Source organism: Methanoplanus endosymbiosus (assembly GCF_024662215.1).
GTDB lineage: Archaea > Halobacteriota > Methanomicrobia > Methanomicrobiales > Methanomicrobiaceae > Methanoplanus > Methanoplanus endosymbiosus.
The window spans coordinates 2,988,258-3,007,446 of sequence record NZ_CP096115.1 but is presented as its reverse complement, the minus strand read 5'-3'; the positions used below and the strand labels follow the sequence as shown (position 1 = coordinate 3,007,446).

16 protein-coding genes are annotated in these 19,189 nt (G+C 42.9%); 8 read left to right on the top strand and 8 right to left on the bottom strand.

The window, feature by feature from the left end:
* Window positions 1-176: 176 nt before the first annotated feature.
* Complete coding sequence (locus L6E24_RS14065; protein ID WP_257742581.1) at window positions 177-1,139, top strand: ketopantoate reductase family protein; 963 nt, start codon at window positions 177-179, stop codon at window positions 1,137-1,139.
* A gap of 28 nt (window positions 1,140-1,167) precedes the next feature.
* Here L6E24_RS14065 and L6E24_RS14060 read toward each other — a convergent pair whose 3' ends face one another.
* The 3 genes from L6E24_RS14060 to L6E24_RS14050 all read right to left on the bottom strand — a co-directional run bounded on the left by L6E24_RS14060 (window position 1,168) and on the right by L6E24_RS14050 (window position 4,488).
* A complete protein-coding gene (locus tag L6E24_RS14060) occupies window positions 1,168-1,380 on the bottom strand; it encodes a hypothetical protein (RefSeq protein WP_257742580.1) in 213 nt (70 codons plus the stop codon).
* Between the two features lie 424 nt (window positions 1,381-1,804).
* The gene (locus L6E24_RS14055; RefSeq protein ID WP_257742579.1) at window positions 1,805-2,887 is read right to left on the bottom strand and encodes a DMT family transporter; all 1,083 of its coding nucleotides are present in this window, start codon (window positions 2,885-2,887) and stop codon (window positions 1,805-1,807) included.
* Window positions 2,888-3,123: 236 nt separating this feature from the next.
* Window positions 3,124-4,488, bottom strand: a complete 1,365-nt coding sequence (locus tag L6E24_RS14050; RefSeq protein ID WP_257742578.1) for an alpha/beta hydrolase family protein — start codon at window positions 4,486-4,488, stop codon at window positions 3,124-3,126.
* Window positions 4,489-4,745: 257 nt separating this feature from the next.
* Between L6E24_RS14050 and L6E24_RS14045 the strand changes: the two genes are divergently transcribed.
* Window positions 4,746-6,245, top strand: coding sequence for a transporter substrate-binding domain-containing protein (locus L6E24_RS14045; RefSeq protein ID WP_257742577.1), 1,500 nt, complete (start codon window positions 4,746-4,748; stop codon window positions 6,243-6,245).
* Window positions 6,246-6,364: 119 nt separating this feature from the next.
* On the opposite strand, the gene bcp is transcribed toward L6E24_RS14045, so the two are convergent.
* Complete coding sequence (bcp, locus tag L6E24_RS14040) at window positions 6,365-6,838, bottom strand: thioredoxin-dependent thiol peroxidase (protein ID WP_257742576.1); 474 nt, start codon at window positions 6,836-6,838, stop codon at window positions 6,365-6,367.
* A 288-nt stretch (window positions 6,839-7,126) separates the two neighbouring features.
* On the opposite strand from bcp, the gene L6E24_RS14035 reads away from it, so the two are divergent.
* Window positions 7,127-8,620: a PAS domain-containing protein gene (locus L6E24_RS14035; protein ID WP_257742575.1), complete on the top strand. Its 1,494-nt coding sequence runs from the start codon at window positions 7,127-7,129 to the stop codon at window positions 8,618-8,620.
* 351 nt (window positions 8,621-8,971) lie between these two features.
* Here the strand turns inward: L6E24_RS14035 and L6E24_RS14030 are convergent, their stop codons facing one another.
* A complete protein-coding gene (locus tag L6E24_RS14030; protein WP_257742574.1) occupies window positions 8,972-9,511 on the bottom strand; it encodes a DNA-deoxyinosine glycosylase in 540 nt (179 codons plus the stop codon).
* A gap of 231 nt (window positions 9,512-9,742) precedes the next feature.
* Here L6E24_RS14030 and uvrA point away from each other — a divergent pair, with 231 nt between their 5' ends.
* The 5 genes from uvrA (at window position 9,743) to uvrB (ending at window position 17,243) form a co-directional block, all read left to right on the top strand.
* Window positions 9,743-12,646, top strand: a complete 2,904-nt coding sequence (uvrA, locus tag L6E24_RS14025) for an excinuclease ABC subunit UvrA (protein ID WP_257742573.1) — start codon at window positions 9,743-9,745, stop codon at window positions 12,644-12,646.
* A gap of 122 nt (window positions 12,647-12,768) precedes the next feature.
* Window positions 12,769-14,358, top strand: coding sequence for an excinuclease ABC subunit UvrC (gene uvrC, locus L6E24_RS14020; RefSeq protein WP_257742572.1), 1,590 nt, complete (start codon window positions 12,769-12,771; stop codon window positions 14,356-14,358).
* Between the two features lie 107 nt (window positions 14,359-14,465).
* A complete protein-coding gene (locus L6E24_RS14015; protein WP_257742571.1) occupies window positions 14,466-14,789 on the top strand; it encodes a nucleotidyltransferase family protein in 324 nt (107 codons plus the stop codon).
* Window positions 14,786-15,118, top strand: coding sequence for a HepT-like ribonuclease domain-containing protein (locus L6E24_RS14010; RefSeq protein WP_257742570.1), 333 nt, complete (start codon window positions 14,786-14,788; stop codon window positions 15,116-15,118). Before L6E24_RS14015 ends, L6E24_RS14010 begins: the two co-directional genes overlap by 4 nt.
* A gap of 163 nt (window positions 15,119-15,281) precedes the next feature.
* On the top strand, window positions 15,282-17,243 hold the full coding sequence (gene uvrB, locus L6E24_RS14005; RefSeq protein WP_257742569.1) for an excinuclease ABC subunit UvrB: 1,962 nt from the start codon (window positions 15,282-15,284) through the stop codon (window positions 17,241-17,243).
* Here uvrB and L6E24_RS14000 read toward each other — a convergent pair.
* The 3 genes from L6E24_RS14000 to L6E24_RS13990 all read right to left on the bottom strand — a co-directional run bounded on the left by L6E24_RS14000 (window position 17,237) and on the right by L6E24_RS13990 (window position 19,138).
* Window positions 17,237-17,881, bottom strand: coding sequence for a DUF5591 domain-containing protein (locus tag L6E24_RS14000; RefSeq protein ID WP_257742568.1), 645 nt, complete (start codon window positions 17,879-17,881; stop codon window positions 17,237-17,239). The two genes, uvrB and L6E24_RS14000, sit on opposite strands and share 7 nt — an antisense overlap.
* A 158-nt stretch (window positions 17,882-18,039) precedes the next feature.
* Complete coding sequence (locus L6E24_RS13995) at window positions 18,040-18,483, bottom strand: FKBP-type peptidyl-prolyl cis-trans isomerase (RefSeq protein ID WP_257742567.1); 444 nt, start codon at window positions 18,481-18,483, stop codon at window positions 18,040-18,042.
* 88 nt (window positions 18,484-18,571) lie between these two features.
* Complete coding sequence (locus tag L6E24_RS13990) at window positions 18,572-19,138, bottom strand: FKBP-type peptidyl-prolyl cis-trans isomerase (protein WP_257742566.1); 567 nt, start codon at window positions 19,136-19,138, stop codon at window positions 18,572-18,574.
* Between the last annotated feature and the right edge of the window lie 51 nt (window positions 19,139-19,189).

Genomic DNA, 19,189 nt, shown 5'->3' with positions numbered 1-19,189 from the left:
GACACCAAATAAGAATAATAAGATGAGGTTGTTTTTATCGGATAAATAACCATTTATTTGTCCTTTTCTTCCGGAACGAAACAATGGATGAAATATTAAAATGGTAAATAATCAGACCGAAACAGAGAGGATATACAGCAAATGTTTAAGCAGGATTAACAATAACTGTAACTGAAATGCCAGAAAAAAGCCCATCTGTACTAATACTTGGTGCCGGGGCAGTTGGTTTATCCTTTGCAGCCGTATTATCCGGGCATTCAGAAGTATCTGTCGTATGCAGGGAAAAACATGCAAAGGCCATTTATGAAAAAGGACTTGAATTGTCAGGCATATGGGGCGAACATCTGATCAGAGAGATCATATGTTATACATCTCCTGATATGCTGCCAGAAAAAAATTATAACTATACTATAATCACCGCAAAAGGGACAGATACAGAGAATATCTGCAATGAATATTCCAAAGTTCTCAGAGATACCACAGCAGTGAGCTTTCAGAACGGAATTGGCAATGAAGATATAATCGGCAGATATTCCCCTCTTGTTATAGGTGGCACTGTAAGCACAAATTTTGGTTTTGTATCTGACGGGCATGTAATTATCAACAGCCAGAGCGATCCTGTAAAAACCGGTATATATCCTGACATTCAGGGCAGCAGCAAAGAAACGGATAAATTCATCTCTTTTATTGCACTGCTGAAAAAATGCGGCATAGAGGTCAGAGAATCGGACGACATAAGAGCAGAAATCTGGTCAAAATCACTGCTGAATATTGCAGTAAATCCACTGGCCGCCATATTAAAAGCACCTATTAAAAAACTTGGGGATGATGACCTAAAAGAGACAATTTCCGGACTGATAAATGAAACATTCCTTGTTGCAGAGGCTGAAGGAATAGATCTGCCGTGGGAAGATCCTGATTCGTACATCAGTTATCTTAAAAATTATCAGTTAAATGCATTCGGAGATGTTTACCCGTCAATGTATTATGACATCATAAGCGGGAAAAGGACAGAGATTGATCTGTTAAACGGATATATTTCAAAAACCGGACATAAATATGGTATAGATACACCATACAATACCTGCATAACTAATCTGATGCACTGTTTTGAAAAAAGCAGGAGAATCCTTTTTTAATCCAGGAATAAATTGAATTTATGAGGAATTAATAATCATCCTCAAAATATCTCAGACCGTTTGGGGCATGCTTTTTTAATTCTGCAAAAAAGTAAGTCCCCATATCCGGGTCAGAGTCCTTAATTGACTGATTAATTGTCTTTATCAACCAGTTTGACATATTCTCGCCCCTATCAAGATTGTTCATAATTGTCACAACCGCTTCATCAACATCAATTTTGTTCTTCCATCTATATCCCATTAGTAATACCCCCTTAGGGCTTAATCGATAATCACACTGCATGATATATAAAGCTGATGACATATTCACCCACATCAGCACCGAGGAGAAATATAATATAATCTCATATGCCAGATCAGACATATAACGACCAAATATGAAAGAATCCACATTTAATTGCTCAGACGAGAGAGAACAGTACGTTAAAAAATGCCGGAATGAACCTGGATCCGCAAATTAACAGGCGCTCTGATCATGAAGAGGATTTACGCCCATATTGGGGACAAAACCGTCTGAAAATGGGAAATTATAGCGAAATAGCGGCACGCAAGAAGCCATTAAATTCAGAGGTACTTTACACTGACAGCAATGTTAAATGGGGCACTGTGTGAAGATATGATGGTTCGGAAAACGGTGAATCCGGGCCAAAATCAGACAATGGAGATCACTTATGCTCATGGCGGTGATGAATATCCGGAGTATGGCTGTGCTCATGGCATAATTCCTTATGTTCATGGAAATGTGAATGCTCTCCGGAAGATGACACAGGAGGATCATCAGGAGTATGCTCATGCCCGTGATGCAGATCGTCATGACTGTGCCTGTGTTCATGAATTTCTGCACGATGGGTGTGGAGATGGGAATGCTTCTCTGTCAAAAGAAGATATGCCCCGGCAGCCATAACCGGAAGTGAGATGTAAAACATCTGTCCCGGAATTTCAGCAAAGAGAATAAATGAACCTGCAACGCCAAAAAATGGAGAAACAGCAAGAAGTGCTCCTGTTCTCGAAGTACCTATGCCCCTTAATGCAAGCAGGAAGAGCACACTTGTAAGCCCACCGTAACTGAGAAAACCAAAGATGAGAGCAGCGCCGGCATCATTTGCTGCCGGCATGGACTCACCAAGAACTATTGCAATCATAAAGGATATAATTCCGGCTAAAACACCCTTCGCAGCCACAATAGGAATTGGATCTTTTGAAGAAATAACCCTCGAAAAATTATTGTCGCAGGCCCAGAAAGTGCAGGCAAGGAGTATGCCGAATGCTGCAAGAGAAAAACCGAAGGCAGAGTCCGGATCATATGAGAGAAGAATACATGAGAATGTAATCAGACCAAGCGCTGCCCATATTCTTCTGCCTACTGCTTCCCTGAAGAGAAATACAGCTATCAGGGTCGTGGCAACAGATTCAAAGTTCAAAAGAAGGGCCGCCGTTGCCGCAGGTGTGGCATCAAGGCTGAACATAAGAGTGACAGGTGCAAGGACACCGCCGAATACTGTAACTGCAATTACCCACGGATAATCCTCACGTTTAAGTTCGGCCTCCTTAACATGCCTCTTCTTCCCGAAAATGCGGCAAATCAGGAGATACAGATAAAGACCGATACCACTTCCCATGTAAAGATAAGCGGCAAGAATTGCAGGGCTTATATTCTCAAGCAGAACCTTCGCAACAGGAGCACACCCGCCAAAGAGCACGGCCGCCATAAAAGCATAAAAAAGTGATAACTGATGTCCGGATTTCATATTAAAAACTTCATTATTATCCAGAAATATCTCATGCCGGAAGATTTAGTCATAATCAGATCCTTAAAGCCGTTACATATTGATGAGAAAAGAGGATATAAGTTTAGATCCTGATTCTTTCAGGATTATATTTTAGTCCGGAACAGAAATAGCAAACGGACGGTAAATATCTACCCCTCAACTCCTCCACATCAGCACAGGCGTTTGTGGGGCCGGGCGGTCCGGTAACAGCCTGTCTATCCGTCCATTCCCATCGTATCATCAAGCCAGTCGAACTTGGCGCCAAAAGACTGTGCAAATGCTCCGAGCTGGCAGTGCGACCCGGCACCGTACTCGTCGGAGAAGACCATGAGTTTACGTTCACAGGTGAGGTTGTCGTAGAGCGCCTGTGCCTGCACCCCGTCCGGATCGAAGTGGTCAGCCGCACCGGCACAGACCAGCGTTGGGCACTGTATCTTTCCGGCAGTTCCTACAAGTGAAAAATCCATCCATTTCGCCCAGAACTGTGCCGGAGAGCCGGCACTGAAGACGAACATACCATTCTCGTTCAGCCAGCGGGTGCCGGTATCGTCTGCCATTGCTTTTCGGATAGCGTCGTTGAACTCAGCAGGATCCGTCCGCAGCCATTCCCTCAGGTCTTCTTTGGTCATGTTCGCGGCCGCTCCTCCGCCCTCCTGCAGGTTCCGCAGGAGATTCTCTCCGACGTCGTAGGTGCCCGGATCCGTGACCAGCGCTGCAATCCCCAGCTCATATGCAGCACCGCGGGGTGCGAGGTAGCCCCCAAGGGAAATTCCCCAGAGCGCAATACGTTCTTCATCGACTTCCGGCCGGCTCACCGCATAGTCCACAACAGGTTTAATAACATTCTCCCAGTCGGAACGGAATGGAATATTCTGAACCCGTATCACTTCGCCCTGGCCCGGCCCTTCGAATGTCAGGACATTGTATCCGCGTTTTACCCCTTCCACTGCATATGGATGAAGTTCTTCCTGGCAACCGTCAAAGCCAGTCTGGACGATGAGGAGCGGACGTGATGTCCCGGAATTATCGACCATATAGAAGTAACCCGGCAGCGTTGTATTCTCATAAGGTATGCTGACAATCTCGTACGGGACAGCATCGAGTGCAAGTGCATCGCAGAATGTTTCCCGGCTCTTTCCCCAGGTCTCAACGATGCGGGGATCTGTGGAATTACCATGCAGGAAGAACTCGGCTGTGCGGTAATACGTTGCAGCCCGGTAGTATGCTTCCATTGCGGTACGCCTGTGCCCGGCTGCGAGGCTCCTGTCACCCGCAGTCCTGAAGGTGTCTGCGGTATTTTTCCATTCGCTGTACCAACTCTCAAAGTCTCCTTCTTTGATCCGGGACGCAGTGGCAAGGCACTCACCGATATCAGCCTCTCCCGAATACGAGGCGCCAACTGTCCTCAGGAACTGGAAAGAAAATTCCTGATCTTTAAATACTGCCGGAGGAGATTCCACCACATTGACGGCAGATGAAGCCGGAGATTGCTGAACAGGGCAGATATAGCCTGCTGAAACTGTCAAAATAATTATGAGCAGGAGGGTGATCGTGAATATACAGGTAATCCCGGGTTTCATAATTGACCATGGAATGATAGCATAACATTGATGATAACAGTTACGAAAATTCTGGCTCTGTAGAAAACCTGACTTTATCAGAGGGTTGCATTATGAACCTGAGTTACTCTACTACCGGCATTTAGGCCTCTGTTTCCCAGAAGAACCTCAGCAGGGCCTGAAAGTCAGTAAAAGAAATCACTCATGAAGCGCCACACAAAAATATTTATCCTCATACGGTAATTACAGATCTGATTTGACCACAGGGGGGCATAATTATGAGATATTCAGGAATATGTGCTTTAATCATTATAATGACAGCTTTATCAGCAGCTATATGCGGATGCACAGCGGGAGATTCTTCTCAGGCAGCCATAACAACGGAAGAAACTGTTTCCGAATCCGGTCTGAATATAATGACCGAAGAATTTCCGCCTTTCAACTATAGGGATAAAAACGGTGAGATCGCCGGCCAGTCAACAGAAATAGTAAAAGAGATATTATCGAGGCTGAACCAGAAAGCAACAATAGAACTCCTCCCCTGGTCAGAAAGTTATGATGCAGCACTGAAAGAACCAAATGCAGTATTATACTCGGCAGGAATTAATGAAGAGAGAGAGCCGCTCTTCAGATGGGTGGGGCCGATTGGATCGTTTGATTATGTGCTGTATGCAAAATCAGGCTCCGGAATTACGATAAACAGTCTGGATGCCGCAAAGAAAACAGGCAAAATCGGGGTTGTAAAGGATGACACCCGCCAGCAGTTCCTTTCTGACAGTAATTTCCAGAATACCATATCCCTTCAGGATGATAAAACATGCCTCAATAAACTGATGAACGGAGAGATTGATCTCTGGTTTGGAAGCAGTCTGAATGCCGCATATATCGCAGAAGAAGAAGGATATTCAGCCGGGGACATCGTATCTGTGTACCCGGTCAGGAGCAATGAAGTATATATCGCATTTAACCAGAAAATTCCGGATGAAACAATTGAAAATTGGCAGAATGCACTTGATTCTATGAAAGCAGACGGAACATATGAAACAATTATTAATAAATACGGCAATGACGGGGAAGATTCAGTTATATCTCCGGATTTTGACAATTCAAAGACGGATCCAACGCTGACTGCCGTGATTGCAGTTACAGAAGGTCAGATAAAAAGCATTCTTCGCCCCTTTGAGGTGCTTGCTATGACAAACGAAGTCCGTTCAGGAGAATGGCAGAAGATTAAACCTCTATTAAGAACTCTTGAAGAGAAAGAACCTGATACCAGACTATGGTACGCCAATACCGATGGTTCATACTACACTGTTGTGGATGACCTTGCAGATTCAAACCTCAAAGATAGATCATATTTCCCGGTTGTGCTCTCCGGAGAAGAGTCGGTAGGGACAGTTGTGATAAGCCACTCAACCGGAAAAAATGCCGCGATTGTAGCAGTACCTGTAATTGTGAATGAAGAGGTGATCGGTATACTCGGCGCTTCAGTATATGCTGACAGTGTTACTGAAACACTCAATGAAAAACTTCCGGCTTCAACCGTATATTATGCAATTGACAATGAAGGCAAATTTGCACTAAGTTCGGAAAAAGGAGAGATCTCACAGGACATATCACTTATGACTGAAAACAGTTCCTTTGGAAAGGCAGTTGAAAAAATGCTTTCAGAAGAGAGTGGAACTGTGGAATATGAAAAAGAAGGAGAGACGTGGACCGCCGCATTCAGGAAGTCACCACTTACAGGATGGCACTTTGCAGTTGCAGAGGCTGTATAGCATTAAAAAAAGAGACCAGAATAATGCAGAGATAACAGGTCAAATGGGATTTAAAAGGATAAATCCCCCTAAGAACTCCCTAAAATCCAAATCCGGATCATTTCAGGCAGTTAGCGAGATTAACCGGAAAGTGATTTAATTTTATCAAGAACAGCCTCAGCATGCCCTTTCACTTTAACCTTATGCCAGACATTTCTGATATTCCCTTCCGGATCTATCAGGAAAGTGCTCCTCTCAACACCCAGAAATGAATTGCCAAACATCTTCTTCTGCTTCCAGACACCATATTTCTCAAGCACCTCATGCCCAGGATCAGAAAGCAGCAGAATGGAAAGCGAATGCTTCTCAGAAAATTTTCTGTGGCTCTCACAGGAATCAGGGCTTATTCCAACAATAACGGCATTAAAGGATTTAAATTCCTCCTCCATAGCCGTAAATGTTTCTGCCTCCATCGAACATCCGGGAGTGTTGTCCTTTGGATAAAAATATAAGACCACCCACTTTCCCTTCAATACAGAGAGGCAGACATCCATCTCCTTCATATCCTTTAAACAAAATTCGGGAGCAGTATCACCATTTTTCAAATCAGCCATGATTTATAACACCTATTTAGCAGAATTGTCGTCAGAGGATATAATATTTAGCCAAATTTAAATATAACCTATACCAAAAAAAATAATTCAGGTAATGGATTACTGCATTATAAAAAGGAGAGGGAGAAATTAGATGACAATAGTTGGATATACACGAAGATAATCTATATATCTGTATTGTGAAAACCTCAAATAAACATAAAATCAATTACAAAACAGCATTTGTCACCCCGGAAACAATCAGAATAATGAATATATCCAGATAATAAGAGCAATCAGAATCAGAGATTGACCAGTAAGTACAAAAAATATTATACAACAGAGACATCCAATGATTCACAGAATAAACGAAGAGAAACTGCCATGAACAGACAGGATTATTTCACACCGGAAAACAGTCTTATGAAGGACATAATAGATAAATCACCATACAAAGTGATACTTACAGATAAATCCGGAAAAGTTATCTATCTCAATAATAAAGCAGAAAATATCTATGGAATAACCCTTAATCAATTATTCAGGCCACAATATGTAATAGATTCATCCGGAAAAAAGATAAGCAGATTTGAAGATATTTACCAGATGCTTACAATATGGGATTCAGAATCGGGTGACAGAGACAGTAATTCCAACGCATTTACCTTTGAATCCAGATTTAAGCAGAAAAATAAAGAATATTACCCCGTAAAAATAACTGCAAACCTGCTCAGGGATAAAAAAAGATCACCTGAATATCAGGACTGTATCTGTTTTTATGCAGAAGATATCTCTGCCGGAAAAGAAACTGAAGAAGCTCTTATAAAATCCGAGAAGGATAAAGTTACAATATTAAACGCCATACACGAGAACCTTGTATATTACAATACAGATTTTGAAATTATCTGGGCCAATCAGGACCCGGCAGATTCCCTGGGGATGAAACCTGAGGATCTCATAGGAAAAGTCTGCTACAAACTGTGGTACAACAGGGACAGCCCGTGTGAGAACTGTACTGTTAAAAAAGCAATAGAAAATAAAAAACCGTTCATTGAGGAGAAACTTAATTACAATAATACAGATGTAAAAGTTCTCGCATACCCTGTGTTTGATGACAATGGTGAAGTTATAGGAGCTGTTGAGTCATCACTAAACATAACAAAGAGAAAAAATGCTGAAAAAGCTCTTAAAATAAGTGAAATGGAGTATAAAGAACTCTTTTCAACGATGACAAACGGATTTGTACTCCATGAGCTGATAACCGATGAAAACGGTGAACCTGCTGACTACAGATTTCTTAAAGTAAACCAGGCTTTTGAGAATATGACGGGGCTTTCTGCTGATAAGATCAAAGGCAGAACAATGTTTGAAATATTCCCGGATTCCGGAAAATACTTAATTGAAAGATATGGCCAGGTGGCAATGACCGGAATTCCGGATGAGTTCGACAATTATAATCCATATTTAAACAGGTATTACCATGTCTATTCATACTGTCCGAAAATCGGCCAGTTTGCTGCAATATTTACTGAGATTACCGAGCTGATGGAGCTTAAAAAGCAGCAGAGGAAGAGCCTCGAACAGATTGAAAAAAATCTTGAAGATCTTGCAATACTGAATGATGAGATCAGAAATCCTCTCCAGGCAATTATAGGCTACGTCACACTTGAAGAGAGGGAATATACAGAAAGAATTCTCTCACAGGCAAAGGTTATTGACAGGCTTGTAAACCGGCTTGACAAAGGGTGGCTTGAATCTGAGAAGATCAGGGACTTTTTAAGGAAGCATTACAGTTTTAATTAATTTTACAGTTTTAATTTATGCCACAGAAGGTGATGCACAGATTGTGATGTGGCATGTAAACGGTTGACCAGAAGAGGCTGTTTCACGAATGGAAAAACAGAAAAAAGAAAGTCCTGAGCAGATTAAAAAAACCTTAAAGATCCTGCGGTATTAAATGATGAGATCAAAAACCCACTTCAGGCAATAACAGGCTGCGTAACTCCGGAAGAAAATGAATACATTGACAGAATAATATCAAAGATAAATGTGATCGACAACCTGATTAACCGCCCTGACAAAGGCCGGCCTGAATCTGGAAAAATCAGGGATTTTATGATAAAACATTATAATGTCAAATAATATGGGGGATAATTATATCCTCAAAAGCCATTTTCGCATTATTCCCCACTCCTTAAGTTTCTCTTCAAATGAGAACACAGCATTTGCAGGACTTGTCGAGGGAAAAATCCTGACAGTAATATCATCACACACCAGAATATCCTTCTGAGTCCGGTAAAACCACTTTCCTGCACCCGTCTTTCCGTTCAGAATAATATATTTCACAGAAGGATTTTCTTCAAGAAATCCGGATATATCATTTGGCATAGCTGATGATATGCTGTGATCACTGCTCTTCTCCCTTTTGCATCCATATAATACATCCCATAATGCAATCCGTTCTGATTTAATCGCCTCAATTCTCTCATCATAAGACAGAGATGAATCAATGCCGAGAATCTCCTCCATTAATCTCCAGAAATGGTTTCTCCGGTTGCCATAATATTCTGACACCTTAAGAGACACCTCACCCGGATAACTACCAAGAATAAGGATAAGCAGATCTCTTCCGGATACAGGTGCAAGCCCGCCGGAATGTATGGTATTATCAGTTGCAAAAGATTCAGAAGACATGATATAAAAAACCCCGGATTATTTATCATCCAGAAAAATATCTCACTATCGGATCAGGCATATGCAGTAACATTGCCGGAATTAACGCATCAAAATGAATGACCACACAATTCAGACCCCAATTCCTGCCCAAATACCAATATTAAAGAAATAATACAGAGTTTTTACTTTCACCCCGCATGCCTGAATCCTCATTTATAATAAGATCCAAAACTCTTCTGATACAGGGAAATGAAAAATATTACAATAAAGGGAGCAAGAGAGCACAACCTGAAAAATATCAGTGTTGAAATCCCGCGTGACAGATTTGTCGTCATAACCGGAGTTTCAGGTTCAGGCAAATCCACCCTTGCTTTCGATACAATATATGCAGAAGGGCAGAGAAGATATGTTGAATCGCTCTCAGCCTATGCGAGACAGTTCTTAGGCTTAATGAACAAGCCGGATGTTGACTCAATAGACGGCCTCTCCCCGGCAATATCAATAGAGCAGAAGACAACATCAAAAAACCCGAGAAGTACTGTCGGAACAGTAACGGAGATATACGATTATCTCAGGCTTCTCTTCGCAAGAATCGGAACACCATACTGCCCGGAGCATAACATCAGAATAGAATCAAGGACACCTGAAAAGATCTCTGATGCAGTATCTGAGGATTTTAAAGGGATGGTAACAGTACTTGCTCCGGTTGTGAGGCAGAAGAAAGGCACATACCAGCAGCTGTTAAAGGATCTCGACTCAGAAGGCTTCACCAGAGTCCGGGTTGATGGTGAGATCATCAGGACTGATGAGGAGATCACTCTCGAACGATATGTAAAGCATGACATTGAGATTGTCATTGACAGGCTTGACCCTTCAGAAGAGAGATCAAGGCTTGTCGAGGCAGTTGAGACTGCAATAAAGAAATCTGACGGTCTTGTTTTCGTCACCGGAATTTCGGCTGAAGATAAGTTATCAGGGGAAGAAGAAGCTGAAGAGAGGCATAAAAATGAAAATCCGGATGATGCCGGTGGTTCAGGCAGAGATAATTCAGAAGAGATCTCTGAAAAGATTTACTCCTCAAAGATGGCATGTCCTGTATGCGGATTTTCATTTGAAGAGCTTCAGCCGAGAATGTTCTCATTTAACAGCCCCTTTGGCGCCTGCGGAGAATGCAACGGACTTGGCATAAAGATGGACTTTGACCCTGACCTCATAATTCCGGATAAGAACAGATCAATAGCCGATGGTGCGGTTGCGACATACAGAAACTTCCTTGACGGATACAGAAGTCAGTATCTTGCTGCTGTTGCAGCCCATTACGGCTTTGATGTCTTCACGCCGATAAAAGACCTGACAGATAAACAGTACGGAGCACTCATGCATGGATCGAATGAGAAGATCCGGTTTGATATGAAGATGAAAGGGGGAGAAGCGCACTGGTCACACAACGGTTCATGGGAGGGTCTTCTGCCTCAGGCTGAACGGCTGTACTCACAGACCAAGTCGGAGTACCGGAGAAAAGAGCTTGAGAAATTCATGAAGATCTCAAAGTGCCCGAAATGTGACGGAAAGAGGCTTAAGCCTTCAGTTCTTGCTGTCCGGACAGGCGGAAGGACAATTGCGGATGTAACCGATCTTTCTATCAGCCGCGCCATTGAATTTTTCAGCGGCCTTGAACTGACTGATAAAGAGCAGGAGATCGCAAAACAGGTACTAAAGGAGATCAATTCAAGACTTCGTTTCCTCGAACAGGTGGGCCTTGGCTATCTTACTCTATCAAGAAATGCAGGCACACTCTCCGGCGGAGAGGCACAGAGAATCCGGCTTGCAACCCAGATCGGATCAAACCTTACCGGAGTTCTGTACGTCCTTGATGAACCTTCAATCGGCCTTCACCAGAGGGACAACCATAAACTGATTGAAACTCTGCACCGCCTGCGTGATCTCGGCAACACTCTTGTTGTCGTGGAGCATGATGAGGATACAATCAGAAATGCGGATTATGTCATAGACATGGGGCCGGGTGCAGGTGTCCACGGGGGAGATGTAATAGCAAAAGGAACTCCGATGGATATTGAAAATAATCCGGAGTCCCTTACCGGACTGTACCTCTCCGGAAAGGAGAAGATAGATACACCTGCAAAAAGAAGAAAAGCAGAATCCTTCATCCGGATAAACGGGTGCAGGCAGAACAATTTAAAAGATGTCAGTGCCGCCATCCCTGCCGGACTTCTGACTGTAGTCACCGGAGTATCGGGTTCAGGGAAATCAACCCTGATATATGACACCCTTTACAGGGCTCTGATGAAGGAGGTATATAAATCAAAGACCAGTCCGGGAGATTATGATACCCTTGAATCTGACATTCCGGTGGACAAAGTCATAGTCATCGACCAGAGTCCTATCGGAAGAACACCACGGTCAAATCCGGCGACATACACCAAGGTCTTTGACGAGATCAGAAAGATCTTTGCAGAGACAAAGGAGGCAAAGATCAGGGGTTATAAACCGGGAAGATTCTCCTTTAATGTGAAAGGCGGGAGATGTGAAGCCTGCGGCGGTGAGGGCCTGATTAAAATTGAGATGAATTTCCTGCCGGACGTATATGTCGAATGTGAGGAGTGCAAAGGCAGAAGATTCAATGCAGAGACACTTGAAGTTAAATACAAGGATAAATCAATTGCAGATGTCCTTGATATGACTGTTGAGGAGGCATACTATATCTTTGAGAATGTCCCCACAGTCAGGTCAAAGCTTGAAACATTATGCAGGGTGGGCCTTGGATATATAAAACTCGGCCAGAGTTCAACCACACTCTCCGGCGGCGAAGCACAGAGGATTAAACTCACAAGGGAATTATCAAAGAAGGCCACCGGAAATACAGTCTATCTTCTTGATGAACCGACAACCGGGCTTCACTTCCATGATGTCAAAAAGCTGATATCCGTTCTTGACAGCCTTGTTGAGAAGGGAAATACAGTTGTGGTAATTGAGCACAATCTTGATGTCATCAAATCAGCAGATCATATAATAGATCTCGGCCCTGAGGGTGGTGAGAAGGGTGGTGAGATCATAGCCTCCGGAACTCCTGAAGAGGTTGCTGCATCTCCGGCAAGCTACACCGGACAGTTTCTTGCAAAGATGCTCAACTGACAACAGATACTGAAAAGATCAGACAAATATACAGATGACACAAAAATACCATAGCAATACAATCAGTACGGCCATATAACCAGTACAGTTTACAGGGCCATATAAGCAGGAATGAGAATATTATGGATACAGCGACTCTTCCGGAAGATCCCGGATGCTACATGTACAAAGACAGAGACGGAAATGTCGTATATGTGGGCAAGGCAAAGAACCTGAAGAAGAGGGTATCATCTTATTTTTCCAAAAGCCACCATGACCCAAAGACCGGGGCAATGCTGAAAGTTGCCGAGGACTTTGACTATATCGTCACCGGAACCGAGGTTGAAGCGCTGATTCTTGAGAATAACCTAATCAAGAGATATAAACCAAAATACAATATTGATCTTAGGGATTCCAAAAATTACGCATATATCCGTATCAGCGATGATAAATTCCCGGCAATAGGCATTGCAAGAAAGAAGACCGGAAGAGGGGAATTTTTCGGCCCGTTTGTATCTGCCAGGGAGAGGGATTATATCCTCTCTGCCCTCAGAAAGATTTTCGGACTCAGGTCATGCAGGAGAATGCCGAAACGTGCATGCCTGAGATATCATATCGGATCATGCAGTGCCCCCTGCACAGGTGCGATATCTGAAGAAAATTACAACGAAAGAATCAGAAATGCCGAATCAATCCTGAGAGGGCATACAAAAGATGTTCTCCTGAATCTTGAAGAAAAGATGAAATCACACTCTCAAAGGCAGGAATTTGAAGAGGCACTTGAGATGAGGGATACCATATCGGCGATTAAAAATCTCTCTGAGAAGCAGTTTGCTGACCGGAAGAAGGACAGAGATGAGGATGTAATAAATTACACTCTAAGAGAAGGTGTCATTTATATCATGCTCTTTTCGGTTTACAAGGGCACACTTGGGGACAAGCAGGAGTTTGTCTTTGACGGGAATAAAGAGACATTTGAAGAATTTATTGTGCAGTATTATTCTGAGAATGAAATTCCGTCCGAGATTATCCTTCCGGAAATTCCTGACCCGTCACTTGAGGACTTCCTCTCAGATATGCGGGGCAGAAAGGTTAAACTGACAGTCCCGCAGAAGGGTGATAAGAAAAATCTCCTTGACCTTGTTGCAAAGAATATCGAGTCAGTCTTCTTCAGGGGTGAGAAGAATGTTGAGGCACTGAAAAAACGCCTTCACCTGCCTGAAAATCCGGATGTCATCGAGTGCTTTGATATATCCCACCTCTCCGGCACTGCTATGACGGGGTCAATGGTGCAGTTCAGGTACGGCAGACCGGACAAGAGAAACTACAGGCGGTTTAAAATTAAGACGGTGGAAGGCATTGACGATTTTGCAGCAATTGCCGAGGTTGTCAGAAGAAGATATTCAAGGTTGCAGAGGGAAAGCAGTGAGAACAGGAAGAGTGAAGAGAACGGAGACAACTCTCTGATGCCCGATCTTATAATCATTGACGGCGGTAAGGGCCAGCTCTCATCCGCAGCAGCGGTTCTCAAAGACCTTAACCTGAAAATACCCATAATTTCGGTTGCTAAACGTGAAGAAGAGATATTCGTGCCCGGACTATCAGCTCCGCTTCCGGTTAAGAAGAATGATCCGGCTTCATTTCTCATTCAGGAGATCAGGGACGAGGCACACAGGTTTGCGATAGAATACAACCGGCTCCTGAGGAAGAAAGAGGCTTTTGGTGAGAATTAAACTGAAAATCCCATAACTATACACCCGTACAGACTCATTCCCCCCAGTAGAACAGGAAGAAGGAAATTATATAATTAAAGCTGTTAATAACCCATATAAGAACAACTATGACCAAAACAGATGAACCTCACACACTGCCGGACAGGGATGAAATAATCTCAATATTAAAAAAAGAGATGACTTACCTTAAAGAGGAATTTAAAATATCTGAAATAGGTCTCTTTGGATCATATGTACGCGGGGAAGAAGACAATGAAAGTGACATAGATATACTGGTCTCATTTTCAGAGATTCCCGGATTTATTAAATTCATGAGACTTGAAGATTACCTGTCACATTGCCTGCATGGGATAAAGGTAGATCTGGTCGTAAAAAACTCGCTAAAAACAAATATCGGAAAAGAAGTACTAAGCGAGGCGATCTTTGCATGAGAAAAAACAGAATTGCTGATGACTATTTCAACGATATCATCACAGCAATTGAAAAGATCGAATCATTTGTAGGGGACACAACAGAGGACGACTTTGCCCTTGACGAAAAAACACAGTTTGCCGTAATAAGAGGACTTGAAATTATCGGTGAGGCTGTTAAAAAAATACCACCGGAAAATAAGGAAAAATACCCTAAAGTCCCCTGGAAAGAACTGGCAGGCATGCGTGATAAACTCATTCATGCTTATTTTGGAGTCAATATCGAAATTGTCTGGTTAACAGTCAAAGAAGACCTCCCGGAAATAAAAAAAATAATATCTGAAAGATAATCAAAAACAGGAAAACTCTCACAATACCGGATTTAGCACAAAATGCAAAACAGCGCCCAGCAAATGGAATAAAACCTCGTATGACTCCCAACCCTTCCTTTAAACGTGATCTCAGTCTTCTCAGTGCAATAAAATGACATAATTATACACAGGTATGCCGGATATGACAAAAGAGAAAGAAAAAGAGAAAGATAAATTCAGGCTTGTTTCGGATTACAGACCCGCCGGTTCACAGCCGGAAGCTATCAATAAATTAACTGAAGGCATTGACAAAAAAGAGAGATGTCAGACTCTTCTCGGTGTAACCGGATCAGGAAAGACCTTCACCATCGCAAATGTGATTGAGAAGGTGCAGAAGCCGACACTTGTATTTGCACACAACAAGACACTCGCAGCACAGTTATATAACGAATTTAAGGAATTTTTCCCGGAGAACCGGGTTGAATATTTCGTGTCTTATTATGATTATTACCAGCCGGAATCATACATACCAAAGAAAGACCAGTATATCGAGAAGGATGCACAGATAAATCCAAAAATTGAGCAGATGAGGCTTGCAACAACGGCATCACTTCTCTCAAGGGATGATGTCATAGTTGTCGCCTCAGTTTCATGCATCTATGGTCTTGGCAATCCTGAGAATTTTCAGAAACTCGGTTTTGAGATCAAAACCGGGGACCGTATCAGGAGAAATGAACTTCTCGGCAGACTTGTGGACATTCTCTATGAGAGAAATGACACCGAACCTGCTCCGGGACGGTTCAGGGTCAGGGGAGACACCATAGATCTCATCCCCGGATATTTCAACAATATAATCAGGATAGAATTTTTCGGGGACGAAATTGAGAGAATATCTGAGATTGACAGAAACACCGGTGAAAGAACAGAATCAATGAAGTATTTCTTCATCTATCCTGCAAGGCATTACGTAATTCCGGAAGAGGAGAAGGAAGATGCCATTAAAAAGATAAGGGCTGAACTTGAAGAGCAGCTACCCAAACTCGGCGCAATTGAAGCACACCGCTTAAAGCAGAGAACCCTCTTTGATATTGAGATGATCGAAGAGACAGGGTCATGCAAAGGCATTGAAAATTATTCACGGTTTTTTGATAAGAGAAATCCCGGCGAGAAACCATTCTGCCTCCTCGACTATTTTCCGGATGACTTCCTGATGGTCATTGACGAGAGCCACCAGACCCTCCCGCAGGTGAGAGGCATGTACAACGGCGACCGGTCAAGAAAAGTGCCGCTTGTGGACTACGGATTCAGGCTTCCTTCTGCTTTTGACAACCGGCCGCTCGTATTCGGTGAATTTGAGGAGTATATGAGAAATATCATCTTTGTATCCGCAACTCCGGGAGATTATGAAAAGGAGCATTCTGCCGATGTTGTGGAACAGATCATCAGGCCGACAGGTCTTACTGATCCTGAAGTTGAAGTGAGGCCTATTGAAGGGCAGATGAATGATCTCCTCTCTGAGATTAAAAAGACCATTGAAGAAGGGGACCGGGTGCTCATCACAACCCTCACCAAAAGGCTTGCTGAGGAACTCTCCGAATTTCTGGCATCAAAGGGCATCAAGACGAGATACCTTCATTCAGACATAAAAACCATTGAGAGAACCGAGATAATAAGGCAGTTGCGCCTCGGACGTTTTGATGTCCTTGTCGGAATAAACCTCCTCAGAGAAGGTCTTGACATTCCGGAAGTCGGATTTATCGGGATACTTGACGCTGACAAGGAAGGATTTTTACGGGATGCAAGGAGCCTGATTCAGATAATAGGACGTGCAGCAAGAAATGTCAATGCCCATGTTGTTCTGTACGCCGATAAATTAACGGACTCAATGAAGAAAGCACTTAATGAGACTAAGAGAAGAAGGGAAATGCAGATAGCATTCAATAACAAGCATGGTATCACACCTAAAACCATCATTAAGCCTGTAAAAGAGAAAGAGACTGAAATTACGGATATAAAACATATACCAAACTCAGAGATACCAAATGTCATCATTGAACTTGAAGCTGACATGAATATCGCAGCAGAATCACTTGAATTCGAACGGGCGATAATGCTGAGGGATAAAATAACTGCTCTAAGAAAAAAGCTTGAAGAAGATCAGTGAGATTTCAGGGAATAAACCTCATCCCTCACCATCTCCAGGCCGGATCTGAACTCATCAATATACTCCTGCATTGAAAGACTCCCTTCCGGAAAAGGGCAGTCAATATCATACATTTTATCAATCATCGGATCAGACGGCAGAAGGTGCATTTCCGTCCCGGAGATCCGGCAGGCTTCAACCATCGCCTTCCTGAAAGGACCTATGCAGTAGGCAATTCTTATCCGGTAAGTATCCTTTGTCTTATCAAAATATTCCAGAAGTTTTCCAACTTCAATCTCATGAAAGTCCTGCTTCACCTTATCATCAGTGCACTTCCCAAGCATGTAATGATAATTGGCAAACGGATACATCAGTTCAAGCTCTGACGGAACAACCCCGCATGAACCAAAGATGACCTTATGATACTGTTCCGGTTCTAAAACACCGTCAATTATTCCCTGAAAAAGCCTGTGGCTCGGACTTTCACTGTAGGGTTTTCTAAGCGCACATGGGATAAATATTGCAATATCCTTCCCTTCCACCCTATATTCGTCAATAATATACCTGTGTGCTCTATTGAATTCCGGTCTGTAAAAAGGAGGATCGTAGATCTCAAACTCCCTCCCCTTCCGGTCTGTGACATAATTTTTTTCCGGCATTGTACTCAGTCAGTTCATTATTATTTGAGGAGAAAACTGATAAAGATAGAGAAATAATACCCACAAAAAATAGTAAATTCCGGATAAACCTACAGCAAAACCTATAGATATATCCAGGTCAAAACTCAGATAATCAGCTTAGACATATGGATCATAGCTCAGATCTTCTCAGCCGGAAGTATATCCACAAGCATAATTTCATACTCCATATCCTCGCCCGCCATAGGATGATTGCCGTCCACCTTCAGGTATTTACCTGACGACTCAACCACTTCCACAAAAGCCTTTTTGCCGTTTGGAAGTGTGATGTTTACCATATCACCCTTTTCAGGATCTCCCACAAGATTGAGATGCTTCTTTTTCATCCGGAAGACGAGCCTGCTCTTGTAATTCCCGTATGCCTTCTCAGCCGGAAGAGTAACTGTTTTCTTATCTCCGGGTTTCATGCCTGTAAGAGCCTCCTCAAATGCGGGATTTATTTTGCCCTCACCAAGCCGCACCTCCTGGGGATCGCCCTCAAGAGATGATTCAAATATTTCGCCTTCCGATGTCCTGCTCGTAAAATGAACAAGTAAAAGGTCTCCTTTCTCTGCCCCTGGCATCCCACTATCTTAGGTCAGTCAGATATATAACAGAAGCGCCTGTGGAACTCTGCCTAAAAAGGTATAAAAAAATAGATGAATTTTGAATTTATCTCTCAACCGACTCAAGTGTTATTTCAAAGGTCAGGTTCTCACCTGCAAGATGATGATTTGCATCGAGAATAATCTCATCCTCTGTAATATCTACAATTGTAACCGGATACTGCATGCCGGAATTATCGGAGATATAAAACTGCTGGCCGACTTCAGGTTCCTCTCCTTCAGGGAAGGATGATCTGTTAGCCGGAAAGAGAAGGCCCTCATTGTACTCGCCATATGCTATATCAGGAGTAAGTGTTACAGTCTTTGACTCTCCGGGTTTCATGCCAAAAACAGCAGCATCAAAACCCTCGATCATACGGCCTGAACCAAGAACGAATACCAGAGGGATTCCTTCCTTAGACTGATCAAAGATCTCACCGTCATCAAGTGTTCCTTTATAATATACAGACACCTTATCCCCCGCCTGTGCTGCAACCTGTGAAGTCTTTCCATCTGAAACGCTTAACTGGCCATTACCTGCCTGATCAGCGCCAGTACATCCGGACACCAGCACACATGCAAAAACCAGCAGAAGAGCCGGGAGTAAATATACCAAAAATTTTCTCTCTGTCATAGTTATCCTGATATTAATATCAACTTAGATAACTGATTAATCAAACGGTTC